We start from the raw sequence: 16,164 nt of genomic DNA on the forward strand, positions 1-16,164 counted from the left end.
CCGCAGGTCAACCGGGCGAGGATGGCGGTGGCTGTTTCGGCAAATTCACATAAAAAGTTGTTCTGTCATCATTATCGCATGAGATGCCGATTTCTCCACCATGCGATTTGACTATTTTTCTACATATCGCCAGGCCCAGGCCGGTCCCTTTGACCTTGGATGCATTTGCGGGCGTTGCCTGCACATAGGTATCGAAAATCGTCTCGCGCAGATGCTCGGGGATGCCCGGCCCGCCATTGGTGATGCGAATCTGCCAGTTCTGATCCAGGTCCTTGATGCGCACAAGAACGGTGTCATTAGCGGGCGAGTTCTTGATCGCATTGGACAGCAGATTGGCGAACAGTTGGTGCAGCCGAAGAGGAACGCCCATGATCCAGCCGTGATCGGGGGCGGCCACCAGCTCGATCGAGACATTGTGCACCGCGCAATAGCCCAGATGCGAGGTGACGGCTTCTTTGGTCAGGTCAATGAGGTCCAGAGGGATGTGGTCTTCGTCATCGGCCACCTTGCGCGACCCCAGTTTTTGCAGCTCGAGCACGTCTTCGACAATTGACAGCAGGTTATCGGCGTTGCGCTGCACCAGAGCGACCATGTTCTTGGCCTCTGGAGGCAGATCACCCATTGCGCCGCTGTCCATCAGTTTGAGCGCGCCCATAATCGAGGTCAGCGGGGTGCGAAGATCGTGCACGATTTCCGAGAAGGCCTCGGATCTGGCGCGTTCCAGCTGCCGGCGGTGTTCACGGTCGCGCAGAACAGACACAAAGACATTGCTTTGACCAAAGGCCGACAGCAATCGGGTACTGATTTCGACCAGACCCTTTTCGTGCACGGTTTCAATGGTGACGGTGTCGGTCATGCCAAGACGCAGCGGTTCAACATGTTTGTGAAAGCCAACCGTGTCAAATTTGGCCGAGGAATCCGAAATCGTCTTGTTTCGAACCTCGGAAAGGGCCCAGTCACAACGAAGGCGCGCCGTTCGGTTGGCGTAGATCAGTCGCAGCGAGTCCGCGTCATAAACGTAGACCTCGTCGTGCAACTCTTCCAGGATATTGGACAGGTATCGCTGGCTTAGATTGGTTGGGATGGAGTGGAACATAAATTTAACATTCGTTACTTAGGGACACATAAAGGGGGCAGGTTTGCCCAGGCTCGAACATACCTTTGGTCAGATCTGGGGGAGGGGCATGTGTTAGTCCTCCGCAGTCTGTTGAGGATGGGCGCGGCGCAGCGTCAGCAAAAAGGTCGTGCCCTCACCCAGGGTGCTTAGATATTCCAGCTTGCCCTTGTGGCGCCCGACGATCTGTTTCGAGATATTCATTCCCAGTCCGGTGCCGCCCACCTTGCGCTGATCCGAGGAATCAACCTGGGTGAACTGGCCGAAGACGCGATCGTCCGATCCTTCGGGGATACCCATGCCATAGTCGATCACCGAAATGGTGACCTCGTCCTCGGTCGCGCGGGCACGTACATCGACATGACCCCGCTCTTTCGAAAATTTGACGGCGTTGGACAACAGGTTGCTGAGCACCTGCATCAGCCGGTTGCGGTCGCCCTCGATAAAGAACTCTTGTTCGGGCAGCAGGGGTGTCACCCGGATATCCATGCTTTGTGCAAAGCCGTCATTGGCGTCGATGGCATCTTGTACCAGCTTGTTCACGCTGAGCGGTTCGAAATGAAACACCATCTCGCCGGCCTCGAATTTTTGCAGATCCAACAGGTCGTCAATCAGGTTGGCCAGGCGAACCGAGTTCTTGCCCGCGATTTCGAGGACCGAGTTCAGTTGCGGGGGCACATCCCCCAACGTGCCCTTGTTCACCAAATCCAGCGAGCCCTTGATCGAGGTCAGCGGCGTACGCAGCTCGTGACTGACGGTGGACAGGAATTGCGATTTCACTGTCAGGGCTGCCAGCGTGCGCTCGTGTTCGCGACGCAGCTCTTCCAGTTGGCGCACACCGGCGCGATAGAGTTTGAGGAACTGAAACGAGATATCGACGATGAAATACATCACGAACAGAATGGTGAAGAATTCCAGCCAAGGGCTTGAATCAATGGGCGGATAGTAGCGCAGAATGTCCATCAACGCGATGTAGGCGAACGTGGCGCCATAGATCAGCAGGCGCAGGGTCAGTGCCGGCAAAACCTGATGGTTGTTCATCGCTGCAAACAGGGCGGCCGCAAACAAGAAGAACAACGGCGTGAAGTGACCACCGGTTTCCTGCTGCAAGGCGACCATGATGATGAACAGACAAATGGCCCCCGAGCTCACAAGCGTGTTCACAAGGATGAACAGCAAGAAGCGATAGCTATGCTGGATGTCGCCACCCTTCCAGCGGCGAATACGTCGCGCGGCGATCAGATCCAGCACTTCCGAGAACAGCACCCCGGTATAGCTGGCAAAGGCGGTAATTGGGTCAAAATAAAAGGCCGTCAGCAGCGTCGCCGCCAGAAAGATCGCCTGGCGCTGCCACAACAGGTTTGTTGTGACATCAATATAGTCCCTTAACTGGCGTTCAAGCCGCTCGGGCCTGAGCCAGTCCTGCTGGACTTTGGTATATAACGCTCGAAGGGGCATGACGCATGGCTGCCGTATCGTTTCTTATCTGTCGTCATTCATTAATAATTTACGATATTGGCGAAAATTCGGCGGTGCACCCTCTTTTTCCCATTGGTCAAAAAAAATCGGCAAATTTCATTTATGCGCGATTCAGATTAACCAAAAACTAACATTGGTTGAAAATTTTAATCTAAACGTGCAATATAAGGGGGCAAGCGCTGAGTTTTCGGTCGCGACGCACAGGGTCTCCATCATCTTAACGTTACGGCATGTGTTGCCCGTACACCATTGTGGCGTTTTTTTGGTATCGTAGTGAAAAATCTTAGGTGATTTGCGCAAGCACTTGCCTAAACTGGGAAAAAAAGATCGGGCAGGAAAAATGAACATTGCAGTTACAGGGCGTCAGGGGCGCTCTTTGCAGGTCTTTCCGGAACTTGAACCCGTAGTGCCCAGAAAACCCGCAAGGGTGGCACGGGCCTCGGCCAAAAGACCTGCTCTGGCGCCGACCGGGCACGTAAAGTCGACCATGATCTCGTTTTCCAATGCGGGGCAGTTCGGCGATTTGTTGCCGAGTTTTCTGAAGGCGCGCAAGCGGACTTTCATCGATCGGCTCCACTGGGATTTGCCGCATACCGAGGGCATGGAGTTCGACCAGTATGACACCCCTCAGTGTCGCTGGGTGGCCGTGCACGAATATGGCGAGATTCTGGGGGGCTTTCGGTTGTTGCCGACGACGGCCCAATGCGGGGTCTACACTTATATGCTGAAAGACGCGCAGCAGGGCATGCTGGACAGCATTCCACAGGATGTGCTGTTTATCGAGGCTCCGGTCGAGCGCCGTATCGTCGAAGCCTCGCGCCTGTTCATCGCCGAGGATGTCCCGTCGTCCCGACGGATCCAGGTGCAAAGCGTGATCATGGGGCAAATGGTGGCGTGTACCGTGCAGATGGGAGCGACCCATACGATCGGGATTGTGCCTGCCGTCTGGTCGCGCTGGCTGCGCCGGATGGATCTGGATGCGGTGCCTGTTGGGCGCAAGTTTTCGATCGACGGGGTGACCAGCCAGGCCGCGATCTTCAACGCTGGCAAGTTCCAGGCCGGACAGCAACAGGTACAGTAAGGGGTTAACACCGCCTCTTGGACGCGCCATAAACGGGGCAGGGGACTGCCCCGTGGAACCAGCATCAAGGCATTAGGCGCATGACCGGTACTATCTACATTCTGAACGGGCCCAATCTGAACCTATTGGGCAAGCGCGAGCCAGACATCTATGGCCACGCCACGCTGGACGATGTCGAGCGGGACTGCGCGGTTGTGGCCTCGGAATTCGGGCTGGATGTGCGTCTGCTGCAATCAAACTGGGAAGGCCAACTGGTCGATTGGATCCACGAGGCGCGCGAAAACGCGGCCGCAATTGTGATCAATCCGGCGGCGCTGACCCATACCTCGGTGGCGATTCTGGATGCGCTGAACACCTTTGATGGCCCCGTGATCGAGGTCCATATCAGCCAGGTCCACAAACGCGAGGCCTTCCGCCATCATTCCTATGTCAGCCAGCGCGCCGATGCGGTGATGGCCGGGTTCGGCGTGGGCGGATACGCGTTGGCGATCCGCCATCTGGGCGCGCTTCTGGCGGATTAACGGCCCTTAAAATCCGGGGGGCGCTTGTCAAAGAACGCCGCACAGCCCTCGGCGAAATCTTCGGATGTATACAGGATCGCCTGGGTGTCGCGCTCGGCCGCAAGGAATTCGGGCAAAGGCAAGGGCAGGCGGGCCATCATGTCCTTGGTATAGGCATGTGTTAGCGGGGCGCCCGCGCTGATATCTGCGGCCAATGCCATCGCATGTGGGATCGCGTCGCTGTCCACCAGCTCCTCGGCCAGTCCCCAGTCCAGCGCTTGGGGTGCGTCGATTGTCCGGCGCGTAAAGGCCAGCCATTTCGTGCGCCCCGTGCCGATACGCGGGGGCAGGGTGTACAGGGACGCCAAATCGGGGATCAGCCCCAGCTTGCCAAATGGCAACGAGAATTTGGCATCTGCCGAGGCCACCACAATGTCACAGGCCGCCGCCAGAGACAGACCCGCGCCGACGCACCAGCCCTCGACCGCTGCGATGACGGGTTTGGGGCATTCAACGAGGGTTTGCATCAGTGCTCCGGCGTTTTGCATTCGCGCGCGTCCGGCGACCGAAGTGATGCCCTGCATGGTCGAGATATCCCCGCCCGCGCTGAAACAGCCCTGAACGCCCGCAATGACAATCGCGCGGATGGTGTCATCGGTGATGGCCGCCTGCAATTGCACCAAAAGCTCGGCCCGCAGGTCCGGCGACAGGGCATTGCGCCGCTTGGGCAGGTTCAGCCACACCAGTCGGGTGGCCCCATGGGTTTGGCCAACGCACAGCCCGTCCTCGGGTGTGGGCTCGATCAACGGAGATTGGGTCATGTTTACGCCTCCTCAACTTCTTCGCATGCGTACTGTTTTTGAGGGGCGATGCCAAGCGCGAACACCTAGGCAGGGTGTCCCCCTCGTGCTAGGCAAGAGACAAGGCAAAAGGGTACAGGTATGAAGCTTGCGTTCGTTACGATGGTCTGGCGCGATTATTGGCTGTTGGACAAATGGGTCCGCCATAACGCCCAATATGTGGATCGCAGCAGCCTGTACGTTCTGAATCACGGTGGCGATCCCAAAATCAACGACATCGCCCAGGGCTGCAACGTCATCCATATCCCGCGCGAAGAGCTGACCCTCGATCTGGATCGGCGTCGTTGGGATCTGCTGGGCGGCGTGACCAACGGGTTGCTGGCCTTTTATGATCGGGTGATCTGCACCGATGTGGACGAGCTGATTGTTTATGCCGGGCAAGACGGCACCCTGGTGGATCATCTGGCGCGCAGCCAGGCCGACACTGTGGCGCTGTCACCGGTTGGGTTGAACCTGATCCCCAGCGAGGGCGCGGCCGATGTCTCGGGCGGGGTGTTGCAAGCCCATCCGCAGGCGATCCTCAGCGCCAAGTATACCAAGCCCTGTATCGTGAAATCCCGCGTGGTGTATACGATCGGCGGGCATGGGCTGGTGCGTGGCAAATTCACCATCGACCCCGAACTGCTGCTGTTTCATCTGCATTACGTCACCCCCGACTACGCCGAACGCATGGCCGAGCGGCAAGAGATCGTCGCGCAGTCCAAAGCACATAATGAAGGCTCGGACGATCCGGCAAATGTGGGCAAGCGGTTCTGGATCAACTGGTCGGACCCCGGCATGATCCGCGAAAAGGAATTTGCCAATTTTGAACGCGCCACCGAGGTCGATGTTTCAGAGGGGTTTGATGAATGTGCCGACCTTTTGCGCCAGGCCATCAAGCATGACGGCAAGAAACGAGTCGTCGACCACGCGGTGATGGCGAAGGCCCCGCGCAAAGTTGTCGTTCCGCCCGCCCTGCAAGACCGGCTGTAACCGAGTCCCTCACCATCGAAATAAGATTCTCGTTCCGCGTTGCAAGCCCGTGCGGATCTGTCGCTCTGGCTGTTCGCGCTGACATTTGCGGTCTGTTTTACTGGATGTCGAAGGGATCTGAGAATGTGGTCACAGGGTTTTCACAATTTCGTGTTGTTTTCTAGCCAGTTACGCTAGGTCAAAGCAGAAAATTTACAAGACATCTCTATTTGGTTAAGAAATTTTACAAATAAAATGAGCCTTTCTGCATACTTATTCCAATGTTTTCATTTTCCATTATGCTGACCTCGGAGCGCGGATAATTTCAATTCTGCCCGAACTTTGAGCGGGCCCCGATTTAATATCCTAGGGAGGAACCTTGCTGTGAACGCCGAGACTAAGACCGACCCCATTATACCAGTTCCCGCGTCTTTTGCGGCTGGTGCGCATGTTGATGGTGCGAAATATGATGCGATGTACGAGGCCTCGATGGCCGATCCCGAAGCGTTTTGGGGCGAGCATGGCAAGCGTCTGGAGTGGATCAAGCCTTATACGAAGGTCAAGAACACCAGCTTTGCGCCGGGGAATGTCTCGATCAAGTGGTACGAGGATGGCACGCTGAACGTTGCGGCCAACTGTATCGACCGCCATTTGGAAACCCGCGGCGATCAGACGGCGATCATTTTTGAACCCGATGATCCGAACGAGGCTGCCCAGCACATCACCTACAAACAGCTGCATGCCAGCGTTTGCAAGATGGCCAACATCCTGGAAGACATGGGCGTGCGCAAGGGCGACCGCGTCATCATTTACCTGCCGATGATCCCCGAGGCGGCCTATGCGATGCTGGCCTGTGCGCGCATCGGTGCGATCCACTCGATCGTGTTTGCCGGCTTTAGCCCCGACGCGCTGGCGGCGCGTGTGAATGGCTGTGACGCCAAGGTGGTGATCACCGCCGACCACGCCCCCCGTGGCGGCCGCAAGACCCCGCTGAAATCCAACTGCGACGAGGCGCTGCTGCACTGTAAAGACACTGTTAAGTGCCTGGTGGTAAAACGCACCGGAGAGCAGACCACCTGGATCGACGGGCGGGACTTTGATTACAACGAACTGGCGCTGGAAGCGGATGATTATTCCAAACCGGCCGAGATGAACGCCGAGGATCCGCTGTTCATCCTGTATACCTCGGGCTCGACCGGTCAGCCCAAGGGCGTGGTGCATTGCACCGGCGGCTATCTGGTGTATGCCGCGATGACCCACGAGATCGTCTTTGACTATCACGAGGGCGATATCTTCTGGTGTACCGCCGATGTGGGCTGGGTCACCGGGCACAGCTATATCGTCTATGGTCCGCTGGCCAATGGCGCGACCACGGTGATGTTCGAAGGCGTGCCGACCTATCCGGATGCGGGCCGGTTCTGGGCCGTGTGTGAAAAGCACAAGGTGAACCAGTTCTACACCGCCCCCACCGCGATCCGCGCCCTGATGGGCCAGGGCACCGAGTGGGTGGAAAAATACGACCTGAGCGACCTCAAGGTGCTGGGCTCGGTGGGTGAACCGATCAACCCCGAGGCCTGGAACTGGTACAATGACAATGTCGGCAAGGGCAACTGCCCGATCGTTGACACCTGGTGGCAGACCGAAACCGGCGGCCACATGATGACCCCGCTGCCGGGCGCGCATGCGCTGAAACCCGGCTCGGCGATGAAGCCGTTCTTTGGCGTCAAACCCGTGGTTCTGGACCCGCATTCGGGCGAACAGATCGATGGCAATGGCGTCGAGGGCGTGCTGTGTATCGCCGACAGCTGGCCCAGCCAGATGCGCACGGTCTGGGGCGATCATGAACGCTTCGAGAAGACCTATTTCAGCGACTACAAGGGCTATTACTTTGCCGGGGATGGCTGCCGGCGCGACCCGGATGGCGATTACTGGATCACCGGGCGCGTGGATGACGTGATCAACGTGTCGGGCCACCGCATGGGCACCGCCGAGGTGGAAAGCGCCCTGGTCGCCCACGCCAAAGTGGCCGAGGCCGCCGTGGTCGGCTACCCCCACGAGGTCAAGGGTCAGGGCATCTATTGCTACGTGACGCTGATGAACGGGGTCGAGCCCACCGAGGAGCTCTACAAAGAGCTGCGCACCTGGGTGCGTACTGAAATCGGCCCGATCGCCAGCCCCGACCTGATCCAATGGTCCCCCGGCCTGCCCAAAACCCGCTCGGGCAAAATCATGCGCCGCATCCTGCGCAAAATCGCCGAAAACGACTACGGATCCCTGGGCGACACATCAACGCTCGCCGACCCAAGCGTCGTCGACGACCTCATCCAAAACAGAATGAATAAGGGGTAAGGGGCGATGGACGCGACTGTCGCCACGACCCCCGCCGTTCTGATCCTTCTCGGGCCTCCGGGCGCCGGGAAGGGCACGCAAGCCCGTGTTCTGGAAGAGAATTTCGGCCTGGTGCAATTGTCCACCGGCGATCTGCTACGCGCAGCGGTTGCCGCCGGGACCGACGCTGGCAAGGCCGCCAAGGCCGTGATGGAAGCCGGAGAGCTGGTCAGCGACGAGATCGTGATCAACATCCTGCGCGACCGTCTGGCCGAGCCCGACTGCGCCAAGGGCGTGATCCTGGACGGTTTCCCGCGCACCACGGTTCAGGCCGAGGCGCTGGACACGCTGCTGGCCGAAAGCGGCCAGAAAATCAACTCCGCGATCAGCCTGGATGTGGATGACGCGGCCATGGTGACCCGGATTTCGGGTCGCTACACCTGCGCGGGCTGCGGCGAGGGCTATCACGATAGCTTCAAGCAACCTGCCACAGACGGTGTGTGTGACAAATGCGGCGGCACGGAAATGAAGCGCCGCGCCGATGACAATGCCGAAACGGTGGCCAGCCGCCTAGAGGCCTATCACGCGCAAACCGCACCGCTGATCGCCTATTACGGCGATCAAGGAGTTTTGCAACGTATCGACGCCATGGGCGATATCGATGCGATTGCAAAAGACCTTGCAGCCATCGTTTCCAAGGCGATGTCGTAAGGTTTTCACCGTCCCGCTGCCTCTCATCGTTTTGGCGGGACACAGGAGGAAGAGGAGGACCCGTTTTATGACGGATCAAAACACTACACGCGAGTCGGATCAGGCCTATTGGTCGGCCAACGTGCGTATCATTCTCGTCAGTCTGGTCATTTGGGCTGTCGTGTCGTTCGGTTTCGGTATTCTGCTGCGCCCCGCCCTGTCGGGCATCGCGGTGGGTGGCACCGATCTTGGTTTCTGGTTCGCGCAGCAGGGCAGCATTCTGGTGTTCCTGGCGCTGATCTTTTTCTACGCCTGGCGCATGAACACGCTGGACAAAGAACACGGCGTTGAGGAGTAAATTCCATGGATCAGTTTACCATCAACCTGCTGTTTGTCGGCGCGTCCTTTGCGCTGTACATCGGCATCGCGATCTGGGCCCGCGCGGGCTCGACGTCTGAATTCTATGCTGCGGGCCGGGGTGTTCACCCTGTCACCAACGGTATGGCAACTGCAGCTGACTGGATGTCGGCAGCCTCGTTCATCTCGATGGCGGGCCTGATTGCATTCACCGGCTATGATAACAGCTCGTTCCTGATGGGCTGGACCGGCGGCTACGTGCTGCTGGCGCTGCTGCTGGCCCCTTACCTGCGTAAGTTCGGCAAGTTCACCGTGTCCGAGTTCATCGGCGATCGTTTCTACAGCCAAACCGCCCGTATCGTGGCTGTTGTCTGCTTGATCGTTGCCTCGACCACCTACGTGATCGGTCAGATGACCGGCGTGGGCGTGGCCTTTGGCCGCTTCCTGGAAGTGGACAACACCACCGGCCTGCTGATCGGCGCCTGTGTTGTGTTCGCTTACGCCGTGTTCGGCGGGATGAAGGGTGTGACCTACACCCAGGTTGCTCAGTACTGCGTGCTGATCACCGCCTACACCATCCCCGCGATCTTCATCTCGCTGCAGCTGACTGGCACTCCGATTCCGGCCCTGGGCCTGTTCGGCGACCACGTTGCCTCGGGCGAGCCTCTGCTGGCCAAGCTGGACGCTCTGGTCACCGAGCTGGGCTTCAACGAGTACACCGCACACCACGCCGACACCTTCAACATGGTGCTGTTCACCCTGTCGCTGATGATCGGTACTGCGGGTCTGCCCCACGTGATCATGCGCTTCTTTACCGTGCCCCGCGTTGCTGACGCGCGTTGGTCGGCTGGCTGGACCCTGGTGTTCATCGCTCTGCTGTACCTGACCGCTCCGGCCGTTGGTGCCATGGCGCGTCTGAATATTTCGGAAATGATGTGGCCGAACGGCGGCATCGAAGGCGGTGCAGTGACCACCCAGCAGATCGAGTCGGAAGACCGTTACGCCTGGATGGCCACCTGGCAGAAAACCGGTCTGCTGGACTGGGAAGACAAGAACGGCGACGGAGCCATCCAGTACTACAACGACAAGAATGCTGATCTTCAGGCAATCGCGTCGCAAAACGGCTGGGAAGGCAACGAGCTGACCAAGTTCAACCGTGACATCCTGGTTCTGGCGAACCCGGAAATCGCGAACCTGCCGAGCTGGGTCATTGGTCTGGTGGCTGCTGGTGGTCTGGCGGCTGCGCTGTCGACGGCTGCGGGCCTGCTGCTGGCAATCTCGTCGGCTGTGTCGCATGACTTGATCAAGGGTGCCATCAACCCGCAGATTTCGGAAAAAGGCGAACTGATGTCGGCGCGTGTTGCTATGGCTGTGGCCATCGCGGTTGCGACCTATCTGGGTCTGAACCCTCCGGGCTTCGCTGCTCAAACCGTGGCCTTGGCCTTCGGTCTGGCCGCTGCGTCGATCTTCCCGGCTCTGATGATGGGTATCTTCTCGACCAAGATCAACAACAAGGGTGCCGTCGCTGGCATGCTGGCTGGTCTGGTTGTCACCCTGGTTTACATCTTCCTGCACAAGGGCTGGTTCTTCATCCCGGGCACCAACAGCTTCAGCGATGCTGATCCGCTGCTGGGGACCGTGAAGTCCACCTCGTTCGGTGCCATCGGTGCTCTGGTCAACTTCGTTGTTGCCTACATCGTCGCCGGCATGACCGAGGAAACCCCTGACGAGATCAAGGAACTGGTCGAAAGCGTCCGCGTCCCCCGTGGCGCCGGTGCCGCCCAGGACCACTAAGATCCCCTGGCAGGGGCGTCGAACTCCCGTGATGGCCCTGCCGCTCCAAGGTCCCGCCCATTCCAAGCATGGGCGGGATTACTTTTTCTGAACAATCGCTTGCAAAGATCCTGGTTTCTGAGATGGATCATATTGCAGGCCCCGCAAGTCAGGCTAACGTCTGCGCGATTCTAGAGCCCTTTGGAGCCTGAAATGCCCTCTCAATTGCCAGACTTTTATCGCTTTCTGACATCGGTTCATCCCTATGACTCGCTGCCCCCCGAAGAGTTGGAGGCCCTGGCCGCCAAGTTCCAGGTGTTCCAGCTGTCTGCGGGCGACACCGTCTACGCCCACGGAGAAGAGCTCCCTGGCCTGTACCTGATCCATTGGGGGCAGGTCGAGGTGCGCGACGAAAACGATGTGCCGGTGTCGCTGCTGGGAATGCGTAACTCGTTTGGGGAACGCGGGTTGCTGCGCGATGGGCTGGCTGCGACAAGTGCCAAAGCGGTCGAGGATTCAACGCTGTTGCTGTTGCCGGCTGCCGATTTCGCGCATTTGCTGGACACCAATGAACAGGCGCGCCGGTTCTTTGATCGCTCGCGCGCGCAAAAGCCCAAAGCCAATGATCTGGCCACCAGTCGCGTGGACACGCTGATGGCGCGCAACCCGATGACCTGCGATCCTGACACCGATGTGCAAGGCGCAGCCGTGATGATGCGCGACCAGGGGATTTCCTCGCTATGTGTGCTGGATCAGGACAAGCTGGCCGGTATCCTGACCGTGCGCGACCTGTCCAACAAAGCACTGGCCGAGGCCTTGCCGCTGACCACGCCGATCAGCCAGATCATGACGCGCGATCCGATCACCCTGTCCCCTTGTGCGATTGGCTCGGACGTGCTGCATGCGATGATGGAGCGCAAAATCGGCCACATTCCCATCTGCGAAAGCGGCAAGCTGGTGGGCATCGTGACCCAAACCGATCTGACGCGGTTTCAGGCTGTGTCCTCGGCCGAGCTGGTCTCGGAAATCGCCCATGCCGACACGGCAACCGAGATGGCCAAGGTCACCGCCCGCATCCCGCAACTGCTGGTGCAACTGGTGGCAGGGGGCAACCGGCACGAGGTTGTCACCCGCCTGATTACCGATATCGCAGATACGGCCACGCGCCGCCTGCTGGCCCTGGCCGAGGAAAAGCTGGGCCCGCCGCCGGTGCCCTATCTGTGGCTGGCCTGTGGCAGCCAGGGGCGCCAGGAACAGACCGGCGTCAGCGATCAGGACAATTGCCTGTTTCTGGATGATGCCGTGACGGCGGAACAAATGCCCTATTTCCAAGAGCTTGCCAAGTTCGTTTGCGATGGGCTGGACGAATGCGGCTATGTGTATTGTCCCGGTGACATGATGGCGACGAACCCGCAATGGTGCCAGCCCGTGCGCATTTGGAAGGAATATTTCCGCGGATGGATTTACAAACCCGATCCCATGGCGCAGATGCTGGCCTCGGTCATGTTTGATCTGCGCCCGATCGGGGGCACCACCAGCCTGTTTGCGGACCTGCAAGAGGACACGCTGAAGGCGGCCGAGGCGAACTCGATCTTCGTGGCGCATATGATCGGCAATTCGCTGAAACATACGCCCCCGTTGGGCCTGCTGCGCGGGTTTGCGACCATCCGCTCGGGCGAGCATAAGAATACGCTGGATATGAAACACAACGGTGTGGTGCCGATCGTTGATTTGGGGCGTGTGTATGCGCTTCAAGGTCAGTTGACGGCCGTGAACACCCGCGCCCGCCTGGAAGAGGCCGGGGCCGCCGGGGTGCTCAGCCCCTCGGGTGCGCGCGACCTGCTGGACGCCTATGACCTGATTGCCGAAACACGTTTGCTGCATCAGTCGCGCCAGATCAAACGGGGCGAAGCGCCGGACAACTATATGGAATTGGCCGAATTGTCGGATTTTGAACGCAGCCACCTAAGGAATGCTTTTGTGGTCGTCAAAAGCTTGCAATCCGCGGCTGGACACGGGAAAGGGGCCGTCGGGTAAGACCACGCGCCAAGGAGGAGAGGCCGCATGTTTCTGGAATTGATCGCAACCTTCATCGCAGGCATCGCCGGGGCGGGAGTGCTGATGCTGTTGAATCGCGCTCTAGGAGGGCGCCTGCCGCGTTGGTTGATCCCCGTGGCAGCGGGGGCGGCGATGCTGTTTTCGACGATCACCAGCGAATACAGCTGGTACAGCCGGACGTCTGGCCCTCTGATTGACGAGGGGTTCGAGGTGGCGCAGACCGTTGAAAGCAAGGCGATGTATCGCCCCTGGACCTATGCCAAACCCTATATTGATCGCTTTGTCGCCGTCGATGTGGCCACAGCGCAGCGCAACCCGGATCAGCCTGGCAAAGTGCTGGTGAACTTGGTGTTTGCGGGGCGCTGGCAACCGCTGAACATGGTGGCGGTGATGTTTGATTGCGTGAATGGACAAGCGACGCGCGTGCCCGCCGAGGTCAAATTTGACGAAAACGGCGCCTTGATCGGTGCGCAATGGGGCCCCGTTCCGGCGGATGATCCCAGTTACGCGTTGGCCTGCGGAGGTGCGTGATGTTGACCAATCTAAGCCTTCGGATACGGATATTCCTGTTCTTCGTGCTGTTGGGTGCCGGTGGTTTGGTGCTGGTGTTTGGGGCGCTGTATGTTGGCTATAACAAGGCCATGGCTGGAGATGTGACCTCGGGGTTTACTCTGTCGGCGATCATCTCGGGCTTTGGGTTGCTGGCGCTGTGCGTGGGCGTATGGTTGCTTTTTGACGAAAACGTCGCCAAGCCGATCGAACGCCTGGCGGCGGGTCTGCGCGCGCAAACCCATGCCGGGGCAGGGACGGGCCTGACCGAGGACGCCGCGAAATACCTGGGGGATCTGGCCCCCGCTGCGCAGGCGATGTCCAAGCAATTGTCCGAAACGGCGGTGAATACCGCCAGTCTGGTCGCCGCCGAAACGCAGCGGCTTGCGGCCGAACGCGACCGCCTGACGGCCTTGCTGACCGAGATCCCGGTCGCGACGGTTCTGGTCAATCCCAACCACCAGATTGTGCTGTATGATGGGCAGGCTGCGGCTGTTCTAGCGCAAATCCATACTCCTCGTTTGAACAGCCCGATCTTTGATTACTTCGATCAGGCGGCCGTGGAAACGGCTTGGAAAAAGATGTCCAAAGAGGGGCTGGAGGTCACCTTTGCCGCCGAAGGTGTGGACAGTGACGAAAGCTTTAACCTGCGGATGAAGCCCCTGGAACAGGGGGTCGGGTATTTGCTGGTGATTGACGGGATCGAGGCTCATATCGAACCCGATGCCGCCCGTCCGCTGATCTATGACTTTGATTTGCTGGAACAAAATTCAGGTACCAGCGCGGATGAAACCTGTTTGTCCGATCTGACCTATGTGGTGTTTGACACTGAAACCACCGGACTCTTGCCGCACAAGGACGAGATCGTCCAGATCGGTGCGGTCCGCGTGGTGCGGGGGAAAATCGTGCCAGCCGAGCAGGTCGACACGCTGGTCAATCCGCAGATGCCGATCCCCGCGGCCTCGACCAAGGTACATGGGGTCAGCGATGCGATGGTTGTCGATGCGCCGCTGATCGATACGGCCGCGGTCGAGTTTCACCGCTTTGCGCGGGGCTCGGTCATTGTGGCCCATAATGCGCCGTTCGATATGGCCTTTATGCATCGTCACGGAAAACGGCTGGGGCTGGTGTGGGACCATCCGGTGCTGGACACGGTGCTGGTGTCAGCGGTTCTGTTCGGGGCCAGCCAGACGCACACGCTGGATGCGCTTTGCGACCGTCTGGGCGTGGTGATCCCCGAGGCCCTGCGCCATACAGCGATGGGCGATGCCTATGCCACAGCCGAGGTCCTGTGCAAGATGCTGCCCATGCTAGAGGCACGTGGCATCCGCACCTTTGGCGATATGCTGGCCGAAACCCGCAAACATGGCCGCTTGTTGGAAGATCTGAACTGAACAGGCGTAACCAGCTGTAAAGACCGTGTAATTACCCTGTTGGCGCACCAATTGCGCCATATTCGGAGCGCAGCCTGTCTGGTGCAATGACGACACCGGAGGCACCTATGCCCGCCAAAAACATGCCCCACCACGTGCGGGTCAGCCTGGAAAAACACGCGCGCCTGTTCGAGCTGCTGCGCCAGCAGAACCTTGTGTCGACCAGTCGTGTGGGCCGCAAAGCGCGCAGACTAGAAGACCCGGCAGAGGCCTCGTTTCTGGCCACGGCCAGCGCCTCCCTGGCAAAACCATTGGGCCGCTATTCCTAACCCCGGAACCCGGTCGCGACCACGAATTTTTCGGAACTGTCTGATCGGGACGCGGGCGGTTTCATATTCGCCACCTTGGTGAACTTGGTCTTCAGCAGTTTTTGCAACTCGCCCTCGGCGCCACCGGCCAGAACCTTGGCGACGAAGGTGCCGCCCTCTTCGAGCACATCAAAGGCGAAATAGGCCGCGGCCTCGCACAGGGCAATGATCCGCAAATGGTCGGTTTGTTTGTGCCCCGAGCTGGCCGCAGCCATGTCCGACATCACCACGTCGGCCTTGCCGCCCAGCCAGTCTTTGACCTTTTGATCGGCGTCGTCCTCCATGAAGTCCAGCTGATAGGTCTCGGCGCCAGCAATCGGTTCGACCTCTTGCAGGTCCACGCCCAGAACGGTGCCGATTTTCTTACCGGATTTTTCGCCCAGGGCGTTCACCCGCTTGACGGCCACCTGACACCAGCCGCCGGGCGCACAGCCCAGATCGACCACGCGGGCGCCGGGCACAAGGAAGCGGTATTTATCGTCCAGTTCCAGGATCTTAAAAGCAGCGCGGCCGCGATAGCCCTCGGTCTTGGCGCGTTTGACATAGGGGTCGTTCAACTGACGTTGCAACCACCGGGTCGAGCTGAGCGAACGCCCGCGCGCGGTTTTCACCTTCACCTTCAGGTCGCGCTGACCGCGTCCGGATGTGTTTTTGCTGCCAGATTTCTTTGCCATTCCATGTCT

The 16,164-nt window shown here is 59.2% G+C and carries 15 protein-coding genes; 11 read left to right on the top strand and 4 right to left on the bottom strand.

The window, feature by feature from the left end:
• Positions 1 to 7: 7 nt before the first annotated feature.
• A complete protein-coding gene (locus ACXADQ_RS14215) occupies positions 8 to 1,096 on the bottom strand; it encodes a PAS domain-containing sensor histidine kinase (protein ID WP_475321857.1) in 1,089 nt (362 codons plus the stop codon).
• 93 nt (positions 1,097 to 1,189) lie between these two features.
• Positions 1,190 to 2,572: a sensor histidine kinase gene (locus ACXADQ_RS14220; RefSeq protein ID WP_475321861.1), complete on the bottom strand. Its 1,383-nt coding sequence runs from the start codon at positions 2,570 to 2,572 to the stop codon at positions 1,190 to 1,192.
• A gap of 361 nt (positions 2,573 to 2,933) precedes the next feature.
• Between ACXADQ_RS14220 and ACXADQ_RS14225 the strand changes: the two genes are divergently transcribed.
• Together ACXADQ_RS14225 and aroQ are read left to right on the top strand one after the other, a co-directional pair.
• Positions 2,934 to 3,674, top strand: coding sequence for an acyl-homoserine-lactone synthase (locus ACXADQ_RS14225; RefSeq protein ID WP_475321865.1), 741 nt, complete (start codon positions 2,934 to 2,936; stop codon positions 3,672 to 3,674).
• A gap of 80 nt (positions 3,675 to 3,754) precedes the next feature.
• Complete coding sequence (gene aroQ / locus ACXADQ_RS14230) at positions 3,755 to 4,195, top strand: type II 3-dehydroquinate dehydratase (RefSeq protein WP_475321869.1); 441 nt, start codon at positions 3,755 to 3,757, stop codon at positions 4,193 to 4,195.
• Here the strand turns inward: aroQ and ACXADQ_RS14235 are convergent.
• The gene (locus ACXADQ_RS14235) at positions 4,192 to 4,995 is read right to left on the bottom strand and encodes an enoyl-CoA hydratase/isomerase family protein (protein WP_475321873.1); all 804 of its coding nucleotides are present in this window, start codon (positions 4,993 to 4,995) and stop codon (positions 4,192 to 4,194) included. The genes aroQ and ACXADQ_RS14235 overlap by 4 nt on opposite strands.
• 120 nt (positions 4,996 to 5,115) lie before the next feature.
• On the opposite strand from ACXADQ_RS14235, the gene ACXADQ_RS14240 reads away from it, so the two are divergent.
• From ACXADQ_RS14240 to ACXADQ_RS14280, 9 genes are all read left to right on the top strand, one after another.
• On the top strand, positions 5,116 to 6,006 hold the full coding sequence (locus ACXADQ_RS14240; protein WP_475321877.1) for a hypothetical protein: 891 nt from the start codon (positions 5,116 to 5,118) through the stop codon (positions 6,004 to 6,006).
• A gap of 363 nt (positions 6,007 to 6,369) precedes the next feature.
• Positions 6,370 to 8,334 carry an acetate--CoA ligase gene (gene acs, locus ACXADQ_RS14245; protein ID WP_475321881.1) on the top strand — a complete coding sequence of 655 codons (1,965 nt, stop codon included), beginning with the start codon at positions 6,370 to 6,372 and terminating at the stop codon, positions 8,332 to 8,334.
• Positions 8,335 to 8,340: 6 nt separating this feature from the next.
• A complete protein-coding gene (locus tag ACXADQ_RS14250; RefSeq protein WP_475321885.1) occupies positions 8,341 to 9,024 on the top strand; it encodes an adenylate kinase in 684 nt (227 codons plus the stop codon).
• Between the two features lie 67 nt (positions 9,025 to 9,091).
• On the top strand, positions 9,092 to 9,361 hold the full coding sequence (locus ACXADQ_RS14255; protein WP_475321889.1) for a DUF4212 domain-containing protein: 270 nt from the start codon (positions 9,092 to 9,094) through the stop codon (positions 9,359 to 9,361).
• Positions 9,362 to 9,366: 5 nt separating this feature from the next.
• Positions 9,367 to 11,154, top strand: coding sequence for a sodium:solute symporter family protein (locus ACXADQ_RS14260; RefSeq protein ID WP_475321893.1), 1,788 nt, complete (start codon positions 9,367 to 9,369; stop codon positions 11,152 to 11,154).
• A gap of 192 nt (positions 11,155 to 11,346) precedes the next feature.
• Positions 11,347 to 13,170, top strand: a complete 1,824-nt coding sequence (locus tag ACXADQ_RS14265) for a DUF294 nucleotidyltransferase-like domain-containing protein (protein WP_475321897.1) — start codon at positions 11,347 to 11,349, stop codon at positions 13,168 to 13,170.
• A 27-nt stretch (positions 13,171 to 13,197) separates the two neighbouring features.
• On the top strand, positions 13,198 to 13,722 hold the full coding sequence (locus tag ACXADQ_RS14270) for a hypothetical protein (RefSeq protein WP_475321901.1): 525 nt from the start codon (positions 13,198 to 13,200) through the stop codon (positions 13,720 to 13,722).
• The gene (locus ACXADQ_RS14275) at positions 13,722 to 15,134 is read left to right on the top strand and encodes a 3'-5' exonuclease (protein ID WP_475321905.1); all 1,413 of its coding nucleotides are present in this window, start codon (positions 13,722 to 13,724) and stop codon (positions 15,132 to 15,134) included. The genes ACXADQ_RS14270 and ACXADQ_RS14275 overlap by 1 nt, the downstream gene beginning before the upstream one ends.
• A 107-nt stretch (positions 15,135 to 15,241) precedes the next feature.
• Positions 15,242 to 15,442 carry a hypothetical protein gene (locus tag ACXADQ_RS14280; RefSeq protein WP_475321909.1) on the top strand — a complete coding sequence of 67 codons (201 nt, stop codon included), beginning with the start codon at positions 15,242 to 15,244 and terminating at the stop codon, positions 15,440 to 15,442.
• Here the strand turns inward: ACXADQ_RS14280 and ACXADQ_RS14285 are convergent.
• A complete protein-coding gene (locus ACXADQ_RS14285) occupies positions 15,439 to 16,155 on the bottom strand; it encodes an RlmE family RNA methyltransferase (RefSeq protein WP_475321913.1) in 717 nt (238 codons plus the stop codon). The genes ACXADQ_RS14280 and ACXADQ_RS14285 overlap by 4 nt on opposite strands.
• Between the last annotated feature and the right edge of the window lie 9 nt (positions 16,156 to 16,164).

The organism is Thalassovita sp. ABM4_323 (genome assembly GCF_056158665.1).